This is a genomic window from Burkholderia sp. Bp8994, assembly GCF_003853805.1.
Classification (GTDB): domain Bacteria; phylum Pseudomonadota; class Gammaproteobacteria; order Burkholderiales; family Burkholderiaceae; genus Burkholderia.
In genome coordinates, this window is sequence record NZ_QTQH01000020.1 from 1 (window position 1) to 23,423 (window position 23,423).

The following is a 23,423-nucleotide window of genomic DNA, read 5'->3' on the forward strand; positions in this document are numbered from 1 at the left end:
GCGAAGGGCTGCGCGTGCACGCGCAGCCGCGGCCTGCAGGATGTAGGCGAGTCCCGTCCGCTCCGCCAGAAAATGAAGAAGCCCGCCTCGTGCGGGCTTTTTCATTTGCGTCGTTGATCGCGCCCGCGCGTTGCGCACCTGCTTTTCTCCCGTGCCACCCCGTATGTTGTAATATCGGACGTTTTGTCCAATTTTCCCGTCACGCATGCTCGATTTCTTCCGTAATCACCAGCGCCTGATGATGGCGCTCCTGCTCCTGATCGTGTTGCCGGGGCTGGGTTTCGTCGGGATCCAAGGTTTCCGCGGCTTCTTCGACGACAGCGCGAACGTCGCGGCGATCAACGGGCACAAGATCACGCGGGTCGAATTCGACGGCGCGTTCCGTCAGCAGGTCGACCAGGCGCGCCAGGCGCTCGGCGGGCAGTTCGACATCAAGGCGTTCGACACGCCCGAACATCGCAAGCAAGTACTCGACGGCCTGATCCAGCAACGCGTGCTGGCCGACGAGACGCAACGCCTGCACCTGACCGCATCCGACAACGCCGTGCGCGATGCGCTGATGAGCGACCCGATGATCGCGTCGCTGAAGAAGCCCGACGGTTCGATCGACGTCGAACGCTACGCGCAGCTGCTGTCGTTCCAGGGGATGACGCCCGAGCAGTATCAGGAGCGCGTGCGCTACAGCCTCGCGCTGCAGCAGATTCCGGCGAGCATCATCGCGAGCGCGTTCACGCCGAAGGGCCCGGCGCAACGCCTGTCGGAGCTGGCCGCGCAGCAGCGCGAAGTGCAGGCGCTGCTGCTGAAGACGAGCGACTACGCGGCGAAGGTACAGCCGACCGACGCACAGCTCGCCGCGTACTATGACGCGCGCAAGCAAAGCTTCGCGACGCCGGAAACCGCGACGATCCAGTATCTCGTCTATTCGCCGGCCGCCGCTGCCGCGAGCGCGCAGCCGACCGAGGCGGACATCAAGAAGTTCTATGACGACAACCCGACGCACTTCCGCTCGGAAGCGCAGGTGCGCGTGAGCCACATCTTCATCGCCGCGGCGAGCAGCGCGAGCGCGGCCGACAAGGCAGCCGCGAAGGCGAAGGCCGAGCAGTTGCTGGCGGACGTGAAGGCGCATCCGGACCAGTTCGCGCAGATCGCGCAGAAGAGCTCGCAGGATGCGCCGTCGGCTGCGAAGGGCGGCGATCTCGGCTTCATCACGCGCGGCTCGACGGCGGGCGGCAAGGCGTTCGACGATGCGGCGTTCGCGCTGAAGCAGGGCGACGTGAGCGGTGTCGTGCAGTCGGATCTCGGCTTCCACATCCTGAAGGCGACGGAAGTGAAGCCGTCGGTGGTCAAGCCGTTCGCGGACGTGAAGGACCAGATCGCAATCGACCTGAAGCAGCAGTACGCAGCGAAGGCATTCACGGACAACGCGGAAGGCTTCACGTCGACCGTGTATGAAAAGGCGAAGACGCTGCAGCCGGCCGCCGACAAGTACAAGCTGACGATCCAGACGGCCACCGTCACGCCGACGCCGAATCCGCAACTGCCGCCGACGAGCCCGCTGAACAATCCGAAGTTCCTCGCTGCCGTGTTCGCGAACGATTCGGTGAAGAGCCAGAACAACACGCAGGCGATCGACGTGGGCAACAACACGCTGATCTCGGCGCGCGTGACCGACTACAAGCCGGCTGCCGTGCCCGCGCTCGACGCGATCAAGGACGTCGTGCGTCAGAAGGTCGTTGCCGAGCAGGCTGCGGAACTCGCGAAGAAGGACGGTGCGGCGAAGCTGGCCGAGCTGCAGAAGTCGAAGTCGGCCGACGGCTTCGCGGCTGCGCAGAAGGTGTCGCGCACGCAGTCGCAGGGTCTGACGCCGGCCGCGCTGAGCGCCGTCTACAAGGTCGATGCTAAGACGCTGCCGGCGTACGTCGGTGTCGACCTCGGTGCGGACGGCTATGCGATCTATCGCGTGAACACGGTGATCGCGGGTACGGCCGTCGATCCGCAACAGCTCGCGGCCGCGCAGCAGCAGATGGCGCAGGTCGAAGCGCAAAGCGAAGGTGAAGCATATCTCGCCGCGCTGCGCGACCGCTCGAAGGTGAAGGTGTACGGCACCACGCAGAGCCAGTCGCAGGACGGCGGCAACTAAGCCACGACCCAGCGCCAACCAAGCGAAGCGCCGTTCACGGTTTCGCATGCAGCAACAAGAAGCCCCGCTCGAAGCGGGGCTTTTTGCATTGCGGCGGTGGCGAGTCGCGAGGTCAGCCGCGCGGCTTGCCGAGCAGCGGTTTCAACGCCGGCCAGACGTTGTCGAGCAGGATGCCCTGCGCCTGCTGCGCGGGATGCATCTGGTCCGGCTGGAACATCTCGGGCTTGTTCTCGATGCCGGCGAGCAGGAACGGCACGAGCGGTACGCCGAGTTCCTTCGACAGGCGCGTATAGACCGCATGGAACTTCTGCGTGTAGTCGGGCCCGTAGTTGGGCGGCACGTACATGCCGACCAGCACGACCTTCGCGCGCGCCTGCCGCGCATCGGCGATGATGTCGCGCAGGTTCTGCTCGGTCGTCGCGAGCGGCACGCCGCGCAGCGCATCGTTCGAGCCGAGCTCGACGACCACGATCGACGGCTTGAGCCGTTGCAGCACCGCGGGCAGCCGTGCGCGGCCGCCGCTCGTGGTGTCGCCGCTGACGCTTGCATTCGCGACGCTATAATCGATTCGCTCGGTCGCGAGCCGTTGCCGCAGCAGCGCAACCCAGCCGGTGTCGCGCGGCAGCCCGTATTCGGCCGACAGGCTGTCGCCGAGCACGACGAGCGCGGGCTGGCCCGAGGTCGGGGCCGCCGCCGTCGCGGCGCGTGCGGGCATGCTTGTTGCGGCCAGGGTTCCCAGCAGTGCGGCGAGTGCCGCGCGCCTTTTCCAGCGGAATGTCGTGTCCATGTTCAAGATTACCGATCCGATCATCGAAGTCCATGACGTGTGCAAGCGGGTTGCCGATGCAACGGGCGAGCTGACGATCCTCGACGGCATCACGCTCGCCGTGCGGCCCGGCAGCAGCCTCGCGATCGTCGGCGCATCGGGGTCGGGAAAATCGACGCTGCTCGGCCTGCTTGCCGGGTTGGACAGCGCGACGAGCGGCACGGTTCGCCTGCTTGGCCGCGCGCTCGACCAGCTCGACGAGGACGAGCGTGCCGCGCTGCGCAACGGCGCGGTCGGGTTCGTGTTCCAGTCGTTCCAGTTGATGCCGCACCTGACGGCGCTCGAGAACGTGATGCTGCCGCTCGAACTGCAGGGCGGCATCAGTGCGCGCGACGCGGCCGATCGTGCCCGCGCGCTGCTCGTGCAGGTCGGTCTCGGCGAGCGTACCGCGCATTATCCGAAACTGCTGTCGGGCGGCGAGCAGCAGCGCGTCGCGCTCGCGCGCGCGTTCGTCACGCATCCGGCGATCCTGTTCGCCGACGAACCGACCGGCAGCCTCGATGCGGCCACGGGCCACGCGGTCATCGACCTGATGTTCGAGCTGAATCGCACGCACGGTGCGACGCTCGTGCTCGTCACGCACGATCCCGAGCTCGCGCGGCGCTGCGCGACGATGGTCACCATCGACGCCGGACGCATCGTCGCACCGCACGCGGCATAGCGCGGGACCGGATTTTTGCCGGCCGCGCCAGGTGCCAGGTGGATCGCCCGGTGCGGCCGGCATGCGTTCGACGCCGTCGCGTCAGCGCTTGAGCGCTGCCCGCGCGCGCTCGATCAGCGCGGTCGTCGACGAATCGTGCTTCGCGGGATCGACCGACTCGGCCGACAGGTCGGCTTCGACGACCTTGCCGAGAATCTTGCCGAGCTCCACGCCCCACTGGTCGAACGGATTGATGTCCCACACCGTCGCCTGCACCAGCACCTTGTGCTCGTAGAGCGCGATCAGCGCGCCGAGCGTGCGCGGCGTCAGCGCGTCCACCAGCAGCGTCGTCGTCGGGCGGTTGCCGGGGAACGTCAGGTGCGGCGCGAGCGCTTCCTTGCCGGGGCCGGCGACCTGGCGCGCCTCGTCGAGCGTGCGGCCGAGCATCAGTGCTTCACTTTGCGCGAAGCAGTTCGCGAGCAGCTTCGGATGATGGCTCGCGAGCGGATGCTCGGGCGTCAGCACCGCGATGAAGTCGATCGGCACGATCGTCGGGCCCTGGTGCAGCATCTGGAAAAACGCGTGCTGGCCGTTGGTGCCCGGCTCGCCCCACGTGACGGCCGACGTCGGGTAATCGACGAACGTGCCGTCGAGACGCGCGGACTTGCCGTTGCTTTCCATCTCGAGCTGCTGGAGATACGACGGCAGGTAGTGCAGCGCTTCCGAATACGGCGCGACGAGGTAGCTCTGCGAGCCGAAGAAGTTGCGATACCAGATGCCGATCAGGCCGAGCAGCACCGGCAGGTTGCGCTCGAGCGGCGCTTCACGGAAATGGCGATCCATGTCGTTCGCGCCGGCGAGCAGTTCGTCGAACTGCTCGGGCCCGACCGCGATCATGATCGACAGGCCGACCGCCGACCACAGCGAATAGCGGCCACCGACCCAGTCCCACATTTCGAACACGTTGTCCGCGGCGATGCCGAACTTCACGACTTCGGCCGGGTTCGCCGACACGCCGACGAAGTGCTTCGCGAGCGCGTCCTCGGGGCAGCCGCGCGCGACGAACCAGTCGCGCAGCGAGCGTGCGTTCGTCATCGTCTCGAGCGTCGTGAAGGTCTTCGACACGATGATCGCGAGCGTTTCTTCCGGGTCGACCTGTTCGAGCACGCGCGCGAGATCGGCGCCGTCGACGTTCGACACGAAGTGCGTCGAGATGTCGGGCGTCGCGACATGGTGCAGCGCGTGCACGACCATCTTCGGCCCGAGATCCGAGCCGCCGATGCCGATGTTGATCACGTGGCGGATGCGCTTGCCGGTATAGCCGGTCCACGCGCCGCTGCGCACGGCGCGCGCGAAGGTCGCCATCTTCGCGCGCTCGGCGTTGACCTGCGCATGGAACGGCGCGTGCGGGTCCGTCGCGCGCAGCGCGGTGTGCAATGCGGCGCGGCCTTCGGTCGGGTTGACGATCTCGCCGGCGAACATCGCGTCGCGGCGCGCTTCGACGCCCGCTTCGCGGGCCAGCTGCACGAGCAGGCGCAGCGTGTCGTCGTTGATGCGGTTCTTCGAGAAGTCGGCCGCAAGGCCGCCGCCCGGGACCGTGAAGCGTTCGGCGCGGGTGGGCGCGCGGTCGTTTTCCGGCGCGAACCAGTCGCGCAGCCGTGCATGGCGGATTTGTTCGAAGTGGGATTGAAGGGCAGTCCAGGCGGGGAGCGAATTCAGCGTCATGGCGGTTCGAGTGAAGCGTGAATCGGGAGGAATGCCGCGCCGGCGCCTCGGGATCGGAAGGCCGGCGGACGAGCGGGCCCGCCGTGCGGCGGGGGCACTCAGTATAGCGGCGTTACATGTCGGCGCGCGGCGACGGGTAAAAAAGGCGATTGATCAGCGTGCGCACCATCGGCGCGAGTTCGCCCGCGGTGAGGCCGGCCGGCCCGGTGCCGTGCGCGGTCAGCGTATCGGCCGCGAGGCCATGCAGGTAGACGCCCGCGAGTGCGGCTTCGTACGGCGCGACGCGTTGCGCGAGCAACGCGCCGATCAGGCCGCCGAGCACGTCGCCGGTGCCGCCGGTGGCGAGCGCCGCATTGCCGGTCGGGTTGATCGTCAGGCGGCCGTCGGGCGCGGCGATCACCGTGCCCGAACCCTTCAGTACGACGACGCTCGCGTAACGCGTGGCGAGCGCCTGGGCCGCGGCCAGTCGATCGTGCTGTACCGACGCCGTGTCGCTGCCGAGCAGCCGCGCTGCCTCGAGCGGATGCGGTGTCAGCACGCACGCATTGCCGCGTGTGCCGCGGGCGGCCACGGCGGCCGCGAGGTCGGCGTGCGTCGCGACGAGGTTCAGCGCGTCGGCGTCGAGCAGCGTCACGGCATCGTGCGCGAGCACGTCGCGCACGAGGGTGGCTGCGGCCTCGCGCGTGCCGAGGCCGCAGCCTGCCGCGATCGCGGACATCGCGTCGAGGTCGAGGCCGTCCGCGGGATGCAGCATCAGTTCGGGAAACGGCGGGTCGTACGGCGGCGCGCCGGCGCCGAGAAAACCGACATGCACCTTGCCGGCGCCCGCGAACAGCGCGGCGCGCGCGGCGAGGATCGGCGCGCCGCACATGCCCGTGTCGCCGCCGAGCACCGCGAGGCTGCCGAACGTGCCCTTGTGCGACGCGAACGCGCGGGCGGGCAATGCGGCGGCGAATCGTGCCGGTGCATTCAGCACGATGGCCGGCGCGGCGGGTGGGGCGACGTCGAGCGACGCGATGTCGATCTGGCCGGCGAGGTCGCGGCCGTCACCGGTGTAAAGGCCCGGTTTCGCGCCGATGAAGGTGAGCGTGTGGGTCGCGGCGACCGCGACGCCCGCGCCGACGATCCGGCCCGTGTCGCTGTCCAGTCCGCTCGGCACGTCGAGCGCGAGCACGCGGCCGCCGCGTCGGGCATGCGCGGCGATGCGCGCGGCCTGGGTGGCGAACGGACCGTCGAGCGCGCGACCGAGGCCGATGCCGAACAGTCCGTCGACGACCCAGGCGTAATCGTCGAGCGAGGCGGGCGGTTCGGTCGACAGCGGCACGCCGGCCGTGCGCGCGAGGCCGAGCGCCCATTGCGCATCGTCCGGCTTGACCGGCACGGGCATCCAGGCCTGCGTCGCGACACCGAGCTGCTGCAGCTGCGCGGCGGCCACCAGCGCGTCGCCGCCGTTGTTGCCGGGGCCGACCGCGAACCAGACCGGGCGATCGTCGCCGGCGACCCGTTCGGACAGCCAGCGCGCGGCGGCGGCGCCCGCGCGGCCCATCAGCGTGTGCGGCGGCAGTTCGGCGGTCGCGGCGGCCTCGGCCGCGCGCAGGTCGGCGACGCGCAGCAGCGCGAGCGGGACGGAATCGGGAAGCGGGCGGGTATTCGTCATCGCGGGGTCATGGCGGCGGGAGGAAGCGCCCCGGGACGGGCCCGCGGCGGTCAGGTCGTGAAGCGCGCGGCGCTGAGCGCGGCGAGCGCGTCGGCGGGCCACTGCTGCGTGTCGCCGGCCAGACAGTCTGTCACCACTTTAGCAGACCCGCACGCGAGGCCCCAACCGGCAGGGCCGTGACCGAAATTGACGAACACGCGCGGATGCGGGGTCGGACCGACGACCGGCAGGCCGTCCGGCGACAGCAGTTGCGTGCCTTGCCACGACAGCGCGGCGGAAATCTTCGCGGCGCCCGGCACCCAGTCGTGGACGGCCTGGCCGAGCAGCGCGAGGGCGGCTTCGGACAGCGGCTCGGGGAGCGGCTTCGCGGTGTCGGCGAGGCTTTGCAGCACGGCGCCGCCGCCGATGCGCAGCCGCTGGTGGGTGCGCGTGATCGAGATCCGCTTGATCGAATCGACGACGCTCAGGTGCGGCGCATGTTCTTCGTACGCGACCGGCGCGGTCAGCGTATGCGCGCGGACCGGGTGCAGCGGCAGCCGCCAGCCGAGCCGCTCTAGCAGCGGCAGGCTGCCGGCGCCGGCAGCGACCACGATCGCGTCGGCCGCCATCACGTCGACCTCGTGCGCCTTCTTCGCGTGCCGGCCGCCGGCCGGTGCGAGCTCGATCGCGGCGCGGCCGGTGTCGACGCGGATCGCCGCGACGTCCGCGCCGAAGCGGAACTGCACGCCGTGCTCGTCGAGCGTCTGCTTGACCAGTTTCGCGAACAGCGGGCAGTTTCCGGTGCGCTCGCTCTCGAGCAGCACGCCGCCGGCGAAGCCGGGCTCGGCCGGCACCGACGGCTCGAGCGCCGCGCATTCGTCGGCGGTGAGCACGCGGTACGGCTGGTCGAGCGCGCGCAGCAGGTCGAGCGCCGGCTGCAGCGCTTCCCAGTCGCGCGGGTCGCGCACGACGTGCAGGATCCCGGCTTTCTGCTCGAATTCGAGCTGGAAGCGCGCCTCGATGTCGGCGAGCGACTCGCGCGATGCGTCGATCAGCGGGCGCAGCCGTGCATACTGCGCGGTGAATGCATCGGGTTCGCGCAGCGCGGCGAGCTGCTTGACGAAGCGGCGCACGCCGCCGTTGAAGCCCGGCTTGTAGACGATGCCGGTGTCGCGCGGCTGGCGCTGGCGCATGAAGGTCGGGCCGAACCAGACGTCGAGCGGGCTCGGCAGCAGCGTGCCGCCGTCGCCGTAGGTCGCGCCCTGCGCGACGGTCGCGTGGCGTTCGACCACGCACACGCGATGGCCGGCCGCGCGCAGCTGGTAGGCGGTGGCGACGCCGCTGATTCCGCCGCCGATGACGATGACATCCATGGATTGCTTCGATGACGGGCGGCGCGCACGCCGCCCGGTGAGAATTCGCTGACGGGCCCCCGGCCCGGTGAACCGGGAATGATAGCGCCAAAATCGCGCGAACCGGTGCCACGCAACCCCATCCGATTCCGCCGTCTTGCGGTCACAGGCCACCGCGGCCGCGCACGCCGGCCCGGCGGCCGGCCGGGCGCCGTGGATGCCGGTGCACCGTCGCGGTGCGTGACGGGTGCCGATCAGGGTGCCGATCAGCCGGTCTGGGATGACCGACTTCCGGGTATAATTACGGCCTTCCTTTCGCCCCACGTCGCCACCTCGCGCGACTCATCGACGTCAGTCCAGCCCATGGCTCACTTCTCGTGTTTTCCCGGCGCTTCGGCCCTCTCCGATTTCCGTCAAACCCGTCTGCTCGACACGCTCAGGCAAATCGACGCCAACATCGTCGCGGTACGCGGCCAGTTCCTGCACTTCGTCAATGCGGCCGAGCCGCTGTCGGCCGACGACAGCGCCCGCATCGACGCGCTGATGCACTACGGCGCGCCGTTCGAGCCGGCGGCCGAGAAGGGCACGACCGAGACCTTCGTCGTGCTGCCGCGCTTCGGCACCGTTTCGCCGTGGGCGAGCAAGGCGACCGACATCGCGCAGCACTGCGGCCTCACGCAGGTGCGCCGCATCGAGCGCGGCGTCGAATTCACGGTCACGCTGAAGTCGGGCCTGCTCGGCGGCAAGAAGGCGCTGTCCGACGACGCGCGCGCCGCGGTTGCAGCCGCGCTGCATGACCGGATGACCGAAAGCGTGGTTGCCGCGCGCGACGACGCGAAGCACCTGTTCGACGAGCTGCCGGCCAAGCCGCTCGCGACCGTCGACGTGCTGGGCGTCGGCCGCGCCGCGCTCGAGCGCGCGAACGTCGAGCTGGGCCTCGCGCTCGCCGACGACGAGATCGACTACCTGGTCGACGCGTTCCGCAAGCTCGAACGCAACCCGACCGACGTCGAGCTGATGATGTTCGCGCAGGCGAACAGCGAGCACTGCCGCCACAAGATCTTCAACGCGAACTGGACGATCGACGGCGAAGCGCAGGACATGTCGCTGTTCGCGATGATCCGCAACACCGAGAAGCTGAGCCCGCAAGGCACGATCGTCGCGTATTCGGACAACTCGTCGATCATGGTCGGCGCCGAAGCCGAGCGCTGGTTCCCGCGCAACGCAGGCGCGGCCGGCGAGCCGGGCGAGCGCTACGGGCGCCACACCGAGCTCACGCACACGCTGATGAAGGTCGAGACGCACAACCACCCGACGGCGATCTCGCCGTTCCCGGGCGCGGCGACCGGCGCGGGCGGCGAGATCCGCGACGAAGGCGCGACGGGCCGCGGTGCGCGTCCCAAGGCCGGCCTCACGGGCTTCACGGTGTCGAACCTCGACCTGCCGGACGCACGCCAGTCGTGGGAGAACGCACGCGACGCGGCGCAGCCGGTCGCCGAGCGCAACCCGAACGAGCAGCACGGCCCGTATGGCCGTCCGGACCGCATCGCGTCGCCGCTGCAGATCATGATCGACGGCCCGCTCGGCGGCGCCGCGTTCAACAACGAATTCGGCCGCCCGAACCTCGGCGGCTATTTCCGCGTGTACGAGCAGAACGTCGGCGGGAAGGTGCACGGCTATCACAAGCCGATCATGATCGCGGGCGGCCTCGGCAACATCGCGGATCAGCACACGCACAAGCACGACGTGCCGGCCGGCTCGCTGCTGATCCAGATCGGCGGCCCCGGCATGCGGATCGGCATGGGCGGCGGCGCGGCGAGCTCGATGGCGACCGGCGCGAACACGGCCGAACTCGACTTCGACTCGGTGCAGCGCGGCAACCCGGAAATCGAGCGGCGCGCGCAGGAAGTGATCAACGGCTGCTGGCAGCTCGGCGCGGAAAACCCGATCCTGAGCATCCACGACGTCGGCGCGGGCGGCCTGTCGAACGCGTTCCCCGAGATCGTCGACGGCGCGGGCAAGGGCGCGCGTTTCGAACTGCGCAAGGTCGCGCTCGAGGAATCGGGCCTGTCGCCGCGCGAAATCTGGTCGAACGAGGCGCAGGAGCGCTACGTGCTGGCGATCGCGCCGGCTGACCTGCCGCGCTTCGAGGCGATCTGCGCACGCGAGCGCTGCCCGTTCGCGGTGGTCGGTATCGCGACCGACGAACGCCAGCTGAAGCTCGTCGACGACGAAGCGACGGGCGTCGAGGAATACCCGGTCGACATGCCGATGGAAGTGCTGCTCGGCAAGCCGCCGCGCATGCACCGCGACGTCACGCGTGTCGCGACCGAGCGCGCGCCGGTCGACGTGACGGGCGTCGCCCTGTCGGAAATCGCGGTCGACGTGCTGAAGCACCCGACGGTCGGCAGCAAGTCGTTCCTGATCACGATCGGCGACCGTTCGGTCGGCGGCACGTCGGTGCGCGACCAGATGGTCGGCCCGTGGCAGGTGCCGGTGGCCGACTGCGCGGTGACCGCGCTCGACTACGCGGGCTTCAAGGGCGAGGCGATGACGATGGCCGAGCGCACGCCGCTCGCGGTGATCGACGCGCCGGCCTCGGGCCGCATGGCGGTCGGCGAGGCGATCACGAACATCGCGAGCGCGCCGATCGCGTCGCTCGACAAGCTGAAGCTGTCGGCGAACTGGATGGCCGCGTGCGGCACGGCCGGCGAGGACGCCGCGCTGTTCGACACGGTCAAGGCGATCGGCATGGAGCTGTGCCCGGCGCTCGGGATCGGCATCCCGGTCGGCAAGGACTCGTTGTCGATGAAGACCAAGTGGGACGAGCAGGGCGTCGCGAAGGAAGTCGTGTCGCCGGTGTCGCTGATCATCTCCGCGTTCGCGCCGGTCGAAGACGTGCGCCGTCACCTGACGCCGCAACTGCGCCGCATCGCCGACGCAGGCGACAGCGTGCTGATCGCGATCGATCTCGGCCGCGGCAAGAACCGCATGGGCGGCAGCATCTTCGCGCAGGTCACGCAGCAGGTCGGTGACACGACGCCGGACGTCGACGATCCGGAAGACCTGAAGCGCTTCTTCAACGCGATCCAGTCGCTCAACGCGCAAGGCAAGCTGCTCGCGTACCACGACCGCTCGGACGGCGGCCTGTGGGCGACGGTGTGCGAAATGGCGTTCGCGGGTCACGCGGGCGTGTCGCTGAACGTCGACATGCTGACCCTCGACCCGAATCACGAATCCGACTACGGCGACGCGAAGGACTGGGCGAAGCAGACGAGCGGCCGTCGCGAGGATCGCACGCTGCGCGCGCTGTTCTCGGAAGAACTCGGTGCCGTCGTGCAGGTGCGCGCGGCCGATCGCGACGCGGTGCTCGGCGCGCTGCGCGAGTTCGGCCTGTCGGCGTGCTCGCACGTGATCGGCACGGTCAACGATCGCGACGTGATCGAGGTGTACCGCGACGCGAAGAAGGTGTTCGACGCGCCGCGCGCGGAACTCCATCGCGCATGGGGCGAAGTGAGCTGGCGCATCGCGCGCCTGCGCGACAACCCCGCCTGCGCGGACGCCGAATACGACGCGCTGCTCGATGCGGCCGACCCGGGCATCTCGCCGGTGCTCACGTTCGATCCGGCCGACGACATCGCAGCACCCTTCATCGCGACGGGCGCGCGCCCGCGCGTCGCGATCCTGCGCGAGCAGGGCGTGAACTCGCACCTCGAAACGGCATACGCATTCGACCGTGCGGGCTTCGACGCGCACGACGTGCACATGAGCGACCTGCTGGCCGGCCGCGCGACGCTCGCCGATTTCGCGGGCGCGGTGGCATGCGGCGGCTTCTCGTACGGCGACGTGCTGGGCGCGGGCGAAGGCTGGGCGAAGACGATCCGCTTCAACGCGAATCTCGCCGACATGTTCTCGGCCTTCTTCGCGCGCCCCGACACGTTCGCGCTCGGCATCTGCAACGGCTGCCAGATGCTGTCGAGCCTCGCATCGATGATCCCGGGCGCCGAAGCATGGCCGAAGTTCACGCGCAACAAGTCCGAGCAGTTCGAGGCGCGCTTCTCGTTCGTCGAAGTGGAGAAGTCGCCGTCGATCTTCTTCGCGGGGATGGAAGGCTCGCGGATTCCGGTGGCGGTCGCGCACGGCGAAGGCTATGCGGACTTCTCGCAGCAGGGCGACATCGATCGCGTCGCGGTCGCGATGCGCTACGTCGACCACCGCGGCGAAGCGACCGAGCGTTATCCGTTCAACCCGAACGGGTCGCCGGCCGGCATCACGTCGGTCACGACGGCCGACGGCCGCTTCTCGGTGCTGATGCCGCACATGGAGCGCGTGCACCGCACGGTCACGATGAGCTGGCATCCGGAAGGCTGGGGCGAGGCGAGCCCGTGGATGCGCGTGTTCCGCAACGCACGCCGCTGGATCGGCTGATGTTCGATCCGCACGCGCCGGTCGAGATCGTCACGCTGCGCGATGAGCGCGCGAGCGACGTCGAGGAGATCGGTCGCGTGATCGTGGCCGCGTTCGCGGACGCGCCGCAGCACGGCGCGTTCGAGCGGCGGATCGTCGACGCGTTGCGCGCGGATGGCGCGCTCGGCGTGTCGCTCGTCGCGGAGCGCGACGAGCGCGTGATCGGCCATGCCGCGTTCTCGCCGGTCTCGATCGGCGGCGAGCCGGCAGGCAGCCAGCAGTGGTACGGGCTCGCGCCGCTCGCGGTACTGCCCGAATGCCGGCGCCAGAGCATCGGCGCGGGGCTCGTGCGTGCGGGGCTCGACGCGTTGCGCCGGCTCGGCGCGCGCGGCTGCGTCGTGCTCGGTGATCCCGGGTACTACGCGCGTTTCGGTTTCGTGCCGTCCGGCGATCTCGTGTTCGTGGATGCGCCGCCCGAGCATTTCCTCGCCTTGGCATTCGATGACACCGCGCCGCGGCCATCGGGCGACGTCCGCTATCACGACGTGTTCCATCCGGTGTAACGGTTCGGTGCGCCGGCCGTGTGCGATCTCGCCGGACTCGACCGAATGAACTGAAAAGCCGCTTCGACGCGGCTTTTTCTTTGCGTAGCGCCGTTTTCGTCATCCATTCTTCCTGTCCCGCCCGCCGACCGGCGCAATCGCGCCGGCCAATCGCGTTTCAGTGATCCGGCACACGCAGCGGATCGTCCGCCCTTGCTACGGTGTCCGCGTCAACGGGAGTCATCGAAATGAATTCGGACAGCAACAGCGGCCGCGCAGGCGAGGCGCGCGCGCAACTGCACTCGATCCAGATCCTGCGGGCCGTTGCGGCGCTGCTGGTGGCGTTCTGGCATTTCGCCGCCGCGATGCCGCTCTATCACCATGCGCCCGCATGGATCAACACGGGCAATTTCGCGGCGATCGGCAATGCGGGCGTCGACCTGTTCTTCGTGATCAGCGGCTTCATCATCTTGCATACGCATCGCCGCGATGCGGCCGGATGGGCCGCGGCCGGCCGGTTCCTGAAGCGGCGGGTGCTGCGGATCTATCCGTTGTACTGGATGTGGACCACCGCGCTCGTGGCGATGTGGAGCGCGCATCTCGTGCTGAAGAGTCATCACGCGACGCTCCATTACCTGATCTGCTCGTACCTGTTGTGGCCGGCGGCGAATCCGGACGGTATCTGGCGGCCGTTTCTGGAGCAGGGCTGGACGCTCGGCTACGAGATCTACTTTTATCTCGCATTCGCCATGGCGATCGCGCTCGGCTTGCGCCGCCTGCTGCTGCCGTTTCTCGCGTCCGCCTTCCTGACGGTCGGCGTGGCCTGCCACCTGCTCGGTGCGCCGACGTCGGTCACGATGCTGACCGGCGCGCAACTGATCGGCGAATTCCTGCTCGGCATCGTCGCGGCGACGGCGTATGCGGTCGTGCGCGATCGCTGGACGCCCGCCGCGATGCTGGCCGCCGGCCGGATGCTGGTCGTCGCGGGTGTGCTCGGGCTGCTCGGCGCGGCGCTGGCCGGCGCGGACGGTGTGGGCAATCCGCCGATGGAGCTGTTCGTGGGTCATGCGCCGCGTGCGCTCGTCTACGGCGGTCCGGCGTTCCTGCTGGTGCTGGGCGCGGTGCTGATCGACCACGTGCGACCGGTCGCGGACAGCGCGCTGGTGTTGCTGGGCAACGCGTCGTATTCGATCTACCTGACGCACAACTTCGTCGTGGCGGCCGTCGCGACGGCGCTCAAGCACGGCGTGGGGCAGCAGGTCGGTGCGGACTGGATCGTCGCGGGCGGTCTCGCGCTCGTCGCCGTGGTTGGGGCAGGTGCGTATCGGCTGATCGAGCAGCCGGTACTCGGCGTGCTCGCGAGGACGTTCGCAACCGACCGGGCGCGTGCGCAATCGGCGGCGCCGGCGAAGGCGTAGCGCGATGTGCATGCGCTGGCGTTGACGTCGGGATCGGCGCGAGTGCGAGTGCCGGCACGGGCCGGCGATCGCGATACGTGTGACGATGGCGACGCGTTGGTTGCGCTTCGGCGCGCACTGCAAGCGCGCATGAAAAAGGCCGCTCCAGGGAGCGGCCTTCGCGTGGGCGATCGTCGCCGACGTTACTGGATTTTCGCCTGCTGGCGCAGGCCTTCCTCGAACGCCTGCAGCTTCTGCTGCACGAGCTGCTGCGCGATCTGCGCCTTCACCTGGTCGAACGGCGGCGGGGCGATGTCGCGGACGTCGTCGACACGGATGATGTGCCAGCCGAACTGCGTCTTCACCGGCGCGTCGGTCATCTGGCCTTTCTGCAGCTTCTGCGCCGCGGCCGCGAACTCCGGCACGTACGCCTTCGGGTCGGACCAGTCGAGGTCGCCGCCGTTCTTGCCCGAGCCCGGATCCTTCGAGTATTGCTTCGCCAGGTCCTCGAACTTCGCGCCGCCCTTGATCTTCGCGATCAGGTCCTTCGCCTGCTGCTCGCTGTCGACGAGGATGTGGTGCAGGTGATACTCGCGATTGCCGCCGGCACCCTTCACGAGGTCGTCATAACGCGCCTTCACTTCCGCGTCGGTCGGCTGGTTCTTCTTCAGGAAGCTCTCGATCATCGAGCGCAGCACGACCGTCTGCTGCGCGACGGCGACCTGCGCCTTCACGTCCGGGCGGTTCGGGATGCCTTCGCGGATCGCTTCCTGCATCAGGATTTCGCGGTTCACGAGTTCCTGGCGCACGGCCTGCTGCAGTTGCGGGCTGTCGGTCTGGCCTTGCTGGACGAGTTGCGCGACCATCGCATCGGCGCGCGACTTCGGAATCGGCGTGCCGTTGACGACGGCGATGTTCTGGGCGAATGCCGGTGCCGCTGCAAAAGCAGCCGCCGCGACCCACAGGCGGGGGGATTTCAGGATCATCGGGAATTCCTGTTGAGACTAGATTGAAGATTCGTTGAATTCTTCGGGCGTGTAAGCCACGATCGCGAGCGCGTGAATGCCGCGCTGCATCGCATCAGCGAGCGCATCATACACCAGCCGGTGCCGCGCGACGCGCGGCTTGCCCGCGAACGCGGCCGACACGATCGTGACCGTGAAGTGGCCGCCGGCAGCGGCGCCGGCGTGACCCGCGTGCTGCGCGCTGTCGTCGCGCACCGCGAGCGACAGCGGCGCGAGCGCGGCGGTCAGGCGCGCTTCGATCAGCGCGATGCGTTCGTCGGGCGAGGCGTCGAGGAAAGCGTCGGTCATGTCATTCGTCCTTCAGGTACTTCGTGAGCCACAGGCTCTGCAGGATGATGAACACGACCATCGCGCCCGTCGTGCCGAACAGCTTGAAGTTCACCCACTGCGATTCGGTGTAGTTGTGCACCACGTACAGGTTCGCGACGCCGAGCACCGCGAAGAACAGCGCCCATGCGACGTTCAGCTTGTCCCACACGGGGTGCGGCAGCGTGAGCTGCTTGCCCATCATCTTCTCGATCAGGTTGTTGCCGAACGCATAGCGCGCGGCGAGCAGCCCGATCGCAAACAGCCAGTACAGCACAGTCGGTTTCCATTGAATGAATTTCTCGTCATGCAGGACGAGGGTAGCGCCGCCGAACACGACGATCACGCCGAGACTGACCCACAGCATCGTGTCGACCTTCCGGTGCCGGAAGGCGACCCACGCGACCTGGGCCAGCGTCGCGACGATCGCGACGGCGGTGGCGGTGAAGATGCCCCAGACCTTGAAGGCGGCGAAAAACAGGATGATCGGAAACAGATCGAACAGGAATTTCATGGCGCTCGCAGCTGCGTGAAAGGCCGCATCGCGCGGCCTTTCACCGTTGTGGGGACCCGCCGGGCGCCACCGTCCGGGATCGGGGCAGCCGAGCAGGCTGTCCGACCGATCCGTCCGGTGCCGCTCATTCGTTTTCGGGTCGGGACTCGAAGTTTAACGCAGCCGAATTGATGCAGTACCGCAAACCGGTCTTGTCGCGCGGGCCGTCCTCGAACACGTGGCCGAGATGCGCGCCGCAATGGTTGCAGCGGACCTCGACGCGCACCATTCCGTGCGAGCGGTCGATCTTCTCGTCGATCACCTCGCCGTTGAGCGGCTTGAAGTAGCTGGGCCAGCCGCAGCCCGAATGGAACTTGGCGCCGGATTCGAACAGCGGCGTGCTGCAGACGACGCACTTGTAGATGCCGGCGTCCTCGGTGTCGGTGTATTCACCGGTGAAGGCGCGCTCGGTCGCCGCATGCTGCGTGACCTCGTACTGCATCGGCGTGAGCCGGCGGCGCAGTTCGGCGTCGTCCTTCTGGTACGGGAAGGTCTTGTCGTCGGAATCGTGTGACATGTGGGAGTTCTCCTGATCGGTCGGTCGGGTCACGACGAGCAGCTCACTTCGAGCGACCCGGCCCAGTCGGGCGGCAATGCCGCATAAGCTTCATGTTCCGGTTGTTCGTCGAACGGGCGGCGCAGCACCTGCGCGAGTCGTTCGACTTCGGAAAAATCCTTTTCCTTCGCGCGCCGGATCGCGACTTCGGCCAGATGGTTGCGCAGCACGTATTTCGGGTTCACGCGATTCATCGCGGCCGCGCGGGCCGCGTCGTCGCGCGTTTCCTCGGACAGCCGCGCGCGGTAGAGGTTCGCCCATGCGTCGAACGCGTCGCGATCGATGAACAGGTCGCGCACCGGCGCGTCGCGGCTCGCGTCGTGCTTCGAGATCTGCGCGAGCCGGCGGAACGTCAGCGTGAAGTCCGCATGGCTCGCGTGCATCGTTTCGAGCAGCTTGTTCGCGAGCTCGGCGTCGTTCTCGCGTTCGAGCTCGAGGCCGAGCTTCGCGCGCATCGCGCGCTCGAGCGCCGGACCGAAGCGTTCGGGAAACTTCGCGAGCACGGCCTGCGCGTCGTCGACCGCGCGCTCGGCGCGCGCATCGTCGTCGGCGATGCCGTGCTGCAGCCCGATCAGCGGCAGCAGCGCCTGCGCGAGGCAGTAGCAGTTCCAGTGCGCGATGCGCGGCTGCATCCGGTACGCGTAGCGGCCGCTCGTGTCGGAGTGGTTGCAGATGTGGTTCGCGTCGAACGCGTCGACGAAGCCGAACGGGCCGTAGTCGATCGTCACGCCGAGGATCGACATGTTGTCGGTGTTCATCACGCCGTGGCAGAAGCCGACGGCCTGCCACTGCGCGACGAGGTCGGCCGTGCGCAGCGTCGCGGCTTCGAGCAGCGCGAGGTACGGATCGTCGGCGTCGCGGCATGCGGGATAGAAGCGCTCGATCACGTGATCGGCGAGCTGGCGCAGCAGGTCCGGGCGATCGTTCGAGAAGAAGTGCTCGAAGTGGCCGAAGCGCACGAAGCTCTCCGACACGCGCGTGACGACGGCCGACGTCTCGATCTCCTCGCGCACCACCGGCTGGTCGGAGCCGATCACCGTGAGCGCGCGGGTGGTCGGAATGCCGAGGTGATGCATCGCTTCCGAACACAGGAATTCGCGGATCGACGAACGCAGCACCGCGCGGCCGTCACCCATCCGCGAATACGGCGTGCGGCCGCCGCCCTTGATCTGCAGTTCGTAGCGCTGGCCGTCGCTGCCGGCGAGTTCGCCGATCGTCAGCGCGCGGCCGTCGCCGAGCTGGCCGGCCCATACGCCGAACTGGTGGCCGGAATACACCGACGCGTACGGCATCGCGCTCGCGGGCCAGTCGCGCGTCGGGTTGCCGGCGAACAGCTCGGCGAATCCGGGTTGGGCGGCGAGCGACGCCGGCAAGCCGAGCAGGCGCGCGACTTCGTCGGAAAAGCCGACGACGTACGGCGCGGGCAGGGGTGCTGCCGGCAGCCGCGTATGAAACGCGTCGCCGAGTGCGACGAACGCGCCGACGGCCGGCGCGCCGAGCGTGGCGGCGAGGTCGGGGAGAGTGTCAGCCGTAGCGGCTGCGCTTCGGGAAAACGACATGTTGAGCGCCTCTGGGTAAGCCGATATTGTAAGGCGGCGCCGCGCCGCCCGCATGGCGGCCCGCGCGCCTTGCGCCAGGCCGGTCCGGGCCGTGGACGGGTTGCAGGCTGGCGCATCGCTTCGAGGCTGGTCACCGATTCGCGTCCTTCCGGGAGAACAAGACGATGGGTAAGCCGTTGCTGGGCCAGATGATGGACATGCCGTTGCTGGTGTCGTCGCTGATCGCGCATGCCGCGCGTTATGCGGGCGACACGGAGATCGTGTCGCGGCGCGTGGAAGGCGACCTGCATCGCTACACGTACCGCGACTGCGAGCAGCGCGCGAAGCGCCTCGCGCAGGCGCTCGCACGGCTCGGCGTCGAAGCGGGCGATCGTGTCGGCACGCTGGCCTGGAACGGCTACCGGCATCTGGAGGCGTACTACGGAATCGGCGGGATGGGCGCCGTGTGCCACACGATCAACCCGCGGCTCTTTCCCGAGCAGATCGCCTACATCGTCAATCACGCGGAAGACCGCTACGTCTTCTTCGACATCAATTTCGCGCCGCTCGTCGACGCGATCGCGCCGCAGTGCCCGAACGTGAAGGGCTGGATCGCGATGACGGATGCCGCGCACCTGCCGTCCGGCGCGACGCCGTACCTGTGCTACGAAACGCTCGTCGACGCCGAGGACGGCCGCTACGACTGGCCGCGCCTCGACGAACTGCAGGCGTCCGGCCTGTGCTACACGTCGGGCACGACCGGCAATCCGAAGGGCGTGCTGTATTCACATCGCTCGACGGTGCTGCACGCCTACGGCGCCGCGCTGCCCGACGCGATGAACCTGTCGGCGCTGGACGCGGTGCTGCCCGTCGTGCCGATGTTCCATGTGAACGCGTGGGGGCTGCCGTACGCGGTGCCGCTCACCGGCGGCAAGCTGGTGCTGCCCGGCAAGGACCTCGACGGCAAGTCGCTGTACGAACTGATGGAGGCCGAACGCGTGACGTTCTCCGCGGGCGTGCCGACCGTGTGGCTCGGGCTGCTGAACTATATGCGCGAGGCCGGCGTGCGCTTCTCGACGCTGAACCGCACGGTGATCGGCGGTTCGGCGTGCCCGCCCGCGATGCTGCGCACGTTCGAGGACGAATACGGCGTGCGCGTGATCCACGCGTGGGGAATGACCGAGCTGTCGCCGCTCGGCACGCTCGCGAAGCTCAACTGGGCGCAGTCGCAGCGGCCGCTCGACGTGCAGCGCCGGTTGCTGGAGAAGCAGGGGCGCGTGATCTGCGGTGTCGACATGCGGATCGTCGGCGACGACGGCCGCGAACTGCCGTGGGACGGCGTCGCGTTCGGCGAGCTGCAGGTGCGCGGGCCCTGGGTGATCGATCACTACTTCAAGGGCGATACGTCGCCGCTGTCGGACGGCTGGTTCCCGACCGGCGACGTCGCGACGATCGACCCAGACGGCTTCCTGCAGATCACCGACCGCAGCAAGGACGTGATCAAGTCCGGCGGCGAGTGGATCAGCTCGATCGACATCGAGAACGTCGCGATCGCGCACCCGGGCGTCGCCGAAGCCGCGTGCATCGCGTGCGCGCACCCGAAATGGACCGAGCGTCCGCTGCTCGTCGTGGTGCCGCGGGAGGGGGCGAACCTGACCCGCGACGCGCTGCTCGCGTTCTACGAAGGCAAGGTCGCGAAGTGGTGGGTGCCCGACGATGTCGTGTTCGTCGAATCGCTGCCGCACACCGCGACCGGCAAGCTGCAGAAGCTGAAGCTGCGCGAGACGTTCCGCGACTACGTGCTGCCGACGGCGCGCTGCGCACCGTAAGCCGCGGCCGCCGACGGCCCGCCGCGCGGTCGCCCGATCCGGCCCCCGGATCGTGAACAAATTCAAATTGAACGACCGTGCTTTTTCGTTGTATGCTGCCTCCGTTCGATCCGGACATGCGGCCGTTCGACCGCGCACAATGAAGCGCAGCCACCCCGGCGCGCGATGCATGGAGGCAGGCAGATGGCAGTGGATTACTCGACTCGCGACGGCGTGGCCGTCATCACGCTCAACAATCCGCCGGTCAACGGGCTTGGCCTGTCGACGCGCCAGGGCGTCATGGACGCGCTCGATCGTGCCGCGCAGGATCCGTCGGTCACGGCGATCGTGCTGACCGGCGCGGGCCGCGCGTTCTCGGGCGGCGCCGACATCACCGAATTCAATACCCCGAAGGCCTTGCAGGAGCCGACGCTGCACACCGTGATCCGCGCGGTGGAGGCGAGCGCGAAGCCGGTCGTCGCGGCGCTGCACAGCGTCGTGATGGGCGGCGGCCTGGAACTCGCGCTCGGCGCGCACTATCGCGTCGCGGCGCCCGGTGCGCAGGTCGCGCTGCCCGAAGTGAAGCTCGGCCTGTTGCCGGGCGCGGGCGGCACGCAGCGCCTGCCGCGTGCGGTGGGCCTCGAAACCGCGCTGAACATGATCGTGTCGGGCGCGCCGGTGCCGTCGGAACAGCTCGCGAACAGCGGGCTGTTCGACGCGATGGCCGACGGCGACCTGCTCGACGCAGCCATCGCGTTCGCGCGCAAGGTCGGCGCGCAGCAGGGGCCGCATCCGCGCGTGCGCGATCGCAAGATCGTCCACGAGAATGCTGCGGGCTTCATCCAGTTCGCGCGCAATTCCGCGCGGGCCGCCGCCCCGAATTTCCCCGCGCCGCACAAGTGCATCGACGCGATCGAGGCCGGCGTGCTGAACGGCTTCGACAAGGGCAGCGTCGCCGAACGCGACGGTTTCGTCGCGCTGATGATGACGCCGGAAAGCCGTGCGCTGCGGCACGCGTTCTTCGGCGAGCGCGCGGCGAGCAAGATTCCCGACGTGCCGGCCGATACGCCGGTGCGCGAGATCCGCCGCGTCGGCGTGATCGGCGCGGGCACGATGGGCGGCGGGATCGCGATGAACTTCGTCAACGCGGGCCTGCCCGTCACGCTGCTCGAGACGAAGCAGGACGCGCTCGACCGCGGCCTCGCCACGATCCGCAAGAACTACGACGCGCAGGTGAAGAAGGGCAAGCTCACGCAGCAGAAGCTCGACGCGCGCATGGCGCTGATCACGCCGACGCTGTCCTACGACGACCTGAAGGACGCGGACCTGATCGTCGAGGCCGTGTTCGAGGAACTCGGCGTGAAGGAGCAGGTGTTCGGCCGGCTCGACGCGGTGGCGAAGCCCGGTGCGATCCTCGCGTCGAACACGTCGACGCTCGATGTCGACAAGATCGCCGCGTTCACGAAGCGTCCGCAGGACGTGGTCGGCATGCACTTCTTCAGCCCGGCGAACGTGATGAAGCTGCTCGAGGTCGTGCGCGGCGCGCAGACCGCGAAGGACGTGCTCGCGACCGTGATGGCGGTCGCCAAGAAGATCCGCAAGACGGCGGTGGTGTCGGGCGTGTGCGACGGCTTCATCGGCAACCGGATGATCGAGCAGTACATCCGCCAGGCGCTCTTCATGCTCGAGGAAGGCGCGCTGCCCGCGCAGGTCGATCGCGCGATCGAGAAGTTCGGTTTCGCGATGGGCCCGTTCCGGATGAGCGACCTCGCCGGCAACGACATCGGCTGGGCGATCCGCAAGCGCCGCTACGTCGAGAAACCCGATCTGCACTACTCGAAGATCGCCGACCGCCTGTGCGAGCAGGGCCGTTTCGGCCAGAAGACGGGCGGCGGCTGGTACGACTACGTGCCGGGCGAGCGCAAGGCGAAGCCGTCGGCGCTCGTCGACGAGATGGTTGTCGCGTATTCGAAGGAGCGCGGCGTCGAGCGGCGCAAGATCGGCGACGACGAGATCGTCGAGCGGCTCGTGTTCGCGCTCGTCAACGAAGGCGCGAAGATCCTCGAGGAGAAGATCGCGTCGAAGGCATCCGACATCGACATGGTCTACCTGACCGGTTACGGGTTCCCGCTGTGGCGGGGCGGCCCGATGCTGTATGCGGACATGGTCGGCCTCTACAACGTCGAGCGCGCGATCCGCCGCTATGCGGCCGCACCGAACGGCGACGCGTGGCAGCTCGCGCCGTCGATCGTCGAGCTCGCCAGGGCCGGGCGCGGGTTCAACGGCTGACGGCCGGCGTGACCGCGCGGCCAGGCTTGCAAGGAGAAATGCAATGAAACGCACTGACGACGTGTTGCTCGTGATCGACGTGCAGTACGACTTCATGCCGGGCGGCGCACTCGCGGTGCCGGACGGCGACGCGGTCGTGCCGGTGATCAACGCGCTCGCGCAACGCTTCGACCAGGTCGTGCTGACGCAGGACTGGCACCCGCGCGAACACGTGTCGTTCGCGGCGAACCATCCCGGCCGCGAGCCGTTTTCCACGCTCGCGCTGCCGTACGGCGAGCAGGTGCTGTGGCCCGTGCACTGCGTGCAGGACACCGAGGGCGCGGCGCTGCATCGCGACCTCGACATTCCGCACGCGCGGCTCGTGATCCGCAAGGGCGGCGACGCCCAGGTCGACAGCTATTCCGCGTTCGTCGAAGCCGATCGCACGACGCGCACGGGGCTCGCCGGCTATCTGCGCGAGCTCGGCGCGAAGCGCGTGTGGTGCTGCGGGCTCGCGACCGACTATTGCGTCGCGTGGTCCGCGCTCGATGCGCGCGCGGCCGGCTTCGAGGCGGCCGTGATCAACGACGCATGCCGTGCGATCGACCTGAACGGGTCGCTCGCGCACGCATGGCAACAGATGCAGGCGGCGGGCGTCGCACATGTGACGTCCGCGGGCGCGCGCCCGACGGCGTAGCGCATTC

Annotated in this window: 18 protein-coding genes; 8 read left to right on the forward strand and 10 right to left on the reverse strand. The window is 68.8% G+C overall.

The genetic code is table 11. The annotated features are described in order from the left end of the window. Positions 1-207 (reverse strand): hypothetical protein (locus DIE04_RS29965; RefSeq protein ID WP_221621951.1); only part of this gene is annotated, 207 nt, incomplete at its 3' end. Here DIE04_RS29965 and DIE04_RS21750 point away from each other — a divergent pair. Further along, positions 206-2,140, forward strand: coding sequence for a SurA N-terminal domain-containing protein (locus DIE04_RS21750; RefSeq protein WP_124520064.1), 1,935 nt, complete (start codon positions 206-208; stop codon positions 2,138-2,140). The genes DIE04_RS29965 and DIE04_RS21750 overlap by 2 nt on opposite strands. Before the next feature lie 112 nt (positions 2,141-2,252). Here the strand turns inward: DIE04_RS21750 and DIE04_RS21755 are convergent, their stop codons facing one another. Next, entirely contained in the window at positions 2,253-2,927 is a 675-nt protein-coding gene (locus DIE04_RS21755; protein WP_044843673.1) for an arylesterase, read from the reverse strand. On the opposite strand from DIE04_RS21755, the gene DIE04_RS21760 reads away from it, so the two are divergent. Further along, positions 2,926-3,627 carry an ABC transporter ATP-binding protein gene (locus tag DIE04_RS21760; protein ID WP_044843672.1) on the forward strand — a complete coding sequence of 234 codons (702 nt, stop codon included), beginning with the start codon at positions 2,926-2,928 and terminating at the stop codon, positions 3,625-3,627. The two genes, DIE04_RS21755 and DIE04_RS21760, sit on opposite strands and share 2 nt — an antisense overlap. Before the next feature lie 81 nt (positions 3,628-3,708). Here the strand turns inward: DIE04_RS21760 and pgi are convergent, their stop codons facing one another. The 3 genes from pgi to DIE04_RS21775 form a co-directional block, all read right to left on the reverse strand. Then, entirely contained in the window at positions 3,709-5,331 is a 1,623-nt protein-coding gene (gene pgi / locus DIE04_RS21765; RefSeq protein ID WP_124520066.1) for a glucose-6-phosphate isomerase, read from the reverse strand. A 112-nt stretch (positions 5,332-5,443) separates the two neighbouring features. Then, complete coding sequence (locus DIE04_RS21770) at positions 5,444-6,988, reverse strand: NAD(P)H-hydrate dehydratase (protein ID WP_124520068.1); 1,545 nt, start codon at positions 6,986-6,988, stop codon at positions 5,444-5,446. Positions 6,989-7,038: 50 nt separating this feature from the next. After that, the gene (locus tag DIE04_RS21775; RefSeq protein WP_124520070.1) at positions 7,039-8,340 is read right to left on the reverse strand and encodes an FAD-dependent oxidoreductase; all 1,302 of its coding nucleotides are present in this window, start codon (positions 8,338-8,340) and stop codon (positions 7,039-7,041) included. Between the two features lie 342 nt (positions 8,341-8,682). Between DIE04_RS21775 and purL the strand changes: the two genes are divergently transcribed. The 3 genes from purL (at position 8,683) to DIE04_RS21790 (ending at position 14,686) form a co-directional block, all read left to right on the forward strand. After that, positions 8,683-12,747 (forward strand): phosphoribosylformylglycinamidine synthase, encoded by a 4,065-nt coding sequence (gene purL, locus DIE04_RS21780; RefSeq protein WP_124520072.1) that lies wholly within the window; start codon positions 8,683-8,685, stop codon positions 12,745-12,747. Further along, positions 12,747-13,289, forward strand: coding sequence for a GNAT family N-acetyltransferase (locus tag DIE04_RS21785; protein ID WP_124520074.1), 543 nt, complete (start codon positions 12,747-12,749; stop codon positions 13,287-13,289). The genes purL and DIE04_RS21785 overlap by 1 nt, the downstream gene beginning before the upstream one ends. 227 nt (positions 13,290-13,516) lie before the next feature. Further along, positions 13,517-14,686 carry an acyltransferase gene (locus tag DIE04_RS21790; protein ID WP_124520076.1) on the forward strand — a complete coding sequence of 390 codons (1,170 nt, stop codon included), beginning with the start codon at positions 13,517-13,519 and terminating at the stop codon, positions 14,684-14,686. A 182-nt stretch (positions 14,687-14,868) separates the two neighbouring features. Here the strand turns inward: DIE04_RS21790 and DIE04_RS21795 are convergent, their stop codons facing one another. The 5 genes from DIE04_RS21795 to DIE04_RS21815 form a co-directional block, all read right to left on the reverse strand. Beyond that, positions 14,869-15,651: a peptidylprolyl isomerase gene (locus DIE04_RS21795; protein ID WP_044843666.1), complete on the reverse strand. Its 783-nt coding sequence runs from the start codon at positions 15,649-15,651 to the stop codon at positions 14,869-14,871. 18 nt (positions 15,652-15,669) lie between these two features. Beyond that, the gene (locus DIE04_RS21800) at positions 15,670-15,978 is read right to left on the reverse strand and encodes a BolA family transcriptional regulator (RefSeq protein ID WP_124486242.1); all 309 of its coding nucleotides are present in this window, start codon (positions 15,976-15,978) and stop codon (positions 15,670-15,672) included. Position 15,979: 1 nt separating this feature from the next. Then, entirely contained in the window at positions 15,980-16,510 is a 531-nt protein-coding gene (locus DIE04_RS21805) for a septation protein A (protein WP_006753406.1), read from the reverse strand. A 124-nt stretch (positions 16,511-16,634) separates the two neighbouring features. Further along, on the reverse strand, positions 16,635-17,066 hold the full coding sequence (gene msrB / locus DIE04_RS21810) for a peptide-methionine (R)-S-oxide reductase MsrB (RefSeq protein ID WP_059529717.1): 432 nt from the start codon (positions 17,064-17,066) through the stop codon (positions 16,635-16,637). 29 nt (positions 17,067-17,095) lie between these two features. After that, positions 17,096-18,664 (reverse strand): YdiU family protein, encoded by a 1,569-nt coding sequence (locus DIE04_RS21815; protein ID WP_124520078.1) that lies wholly within the window; start codon positions 18,662-18,664, stop codon positions 17,096-17,098. Between the two features lie 164 nt (positions 18,665-18,828). Here DIE04_RS21815 and DIE04_RS21820 point away from each other — a divergent pair, with 164 nt between their 5' ends. The 3 genes from DIE04_RS21820 (at position 18,829) to pncA (ending at position 23,416) form a co-directional block, all read left to right on the forward strand. Continuing rightward, positions 18,829-20,472 (forward strand): 3-(methylthio)propionyl-CoA ligase, encoded by a 1,644-nt coding sequence (locus DIE04_RS21820; RefSeq protein ID WP_124520080.1) that lies wholly within the window; start codon positions 18,829-18,831, stop codon positions 20,470-20,472. Between the two features lie 183 nt (positions 20,473-20,655). Continuing rightward, the gene (locus DIE04_RS21825; protein ID WP_124520082.1) at positions 20,656-22,740 is read left to right on the forward strand and encodes a 3-hydroxyacyl-CoA dehydrogenase NAD-binding domain-containing protein; all 2,085 of its coding nucleotides are present in this window, start codon (positions 20,656-20,658) and stop codon (positions 22,738-22,740) included. A gap of 43 nt (positions 22,741-22,783) precedes the next feature. Continuing rightward, on the forward strand, positions 22,784-23,416 hold the full coding sequence (gene pncA, locus DIE04_RS21830) for a bifunctional nicotinamidase/pyrazinamidase (RefSeq protein WP_044843660.1): 633 nt from the start codon (positions 22,784-22,786) through the stop codon (positions 23,414-23,416). Positions 23,417-23,423: the final 7 nt, after the last annotated feature.

Coding starts and splice junctions, on each gene's coding strand:
- DIE04_RS21750 (WP_124520064.1), top strand. CDS start 206: ATGCTCGATTTCTTCCGTAATCACCAGCGCCTGATGATGGCGCTCCTG.
- DIE04_RS21760 (WP_044843672.1), top strand. CDS start 2,926: ATGTTCAAGATTACCGATCCGATCATCGAAGTCCATGACGTGTGCAAG.
- DIE04_RS21755 (WP_044843673.1), bottom strand. CDS start 2,927: ATGGACACGACATTCCGCTGGAAAAGGCGCGCGGCACTCGCCGCACTG.
- pgi (WP_124520066.1), bottom strand. CDS start 5,331: ATGACGCTGAATTCGCTCCCCGCCTGGACTGCCCTTCAATCCCACTTC.
- DIE04_RS21770 (WP_124520068.1), bottom strand. CDS start 6,988: ATGACGAATACCCGCCCGCTTCCCGATTCCGTCCCGCTCGCGCTGCTG.
- DIE04_RS21775 (WP_124520070.1), bottom strand. CDS start 8,340: ATGGATGTCATCGTCATCGGCGGCGGAATCAGCGGCGTCGCCACCGCC.
- purL (WP_124520072.1), top strand. CDS start 8,683: ATGGCTCACTTCTCGTGTTTTCCCGGCGCTTCGGCCCTCTCCGATTTC.
- DIE04_RS21785 (WP_124520074.1), top strand. CDS start 12,747: ATGTTCGATCCGCACGCGCCGGTCGAGATCGTCACGCTGCGCGATGAG.
- DIE04_RS21790 (WP_124520076.1), top strand. CDS start 13,517: ATGAATTCGGACAGCAACAGCGGCCGCGCAGGCGAGGCGCGCGCGCAA.
- DIE04_RS21795 (WP_044843666.1), bottom strand. CDS start 15,651: ATGATCCTGAAATCCCCCCGCCTGTGGGTCGCGGCGGCTGCTTTTGCA.
- DIE04_RS21800 (WP_124486242.1), bottom strand. CDS start 15,978: ATGACCGACGCTTTCCTCGACGCCTCGCCCGACGAACGCATCGCGCTG.
- DIE04_RS21805 (WP_006753406.1), bottom strand. CDS start 16,510: ATGAAATTCCTGTTCGATCTGTTTCCGATCATCCTGTTTTTCGCCGCC.
- msrB (WP_059529717.1), bottom strand. CDS start 17,066: ATGTCACACGATTCCGACGACAAGACCTTCCCGTACCAGAAGGACGAC.
- DIE04_RS21815 (WP_124520078.1), bottom strand. CDS start 18,664: ATGTCGTTTTCCCGAAGCGCAGCCGCTACGGCTGACACTCTCCCCGAC.
- DIE04_RS21820 (WP_124520080.1), top strand. CDS start 18,829: ATGGGTAAGCCGTTGCTGGGCCAGATGATGGACATGCCGTTGCTGGTG.
- DIE04_RS21825 (WP_124520082.1), top strand. CDS start 20,656: ATGGCAGTGGATTACTCGACTCGCGACGGCGTGGCCGTCATCACGCTC.
- pncA (WP_044843660.1), top strand. CDS start 22,784: ATGAAACGCACTGACGACGTGTTGCTCGTGATCGACGTGCAGTACGAC.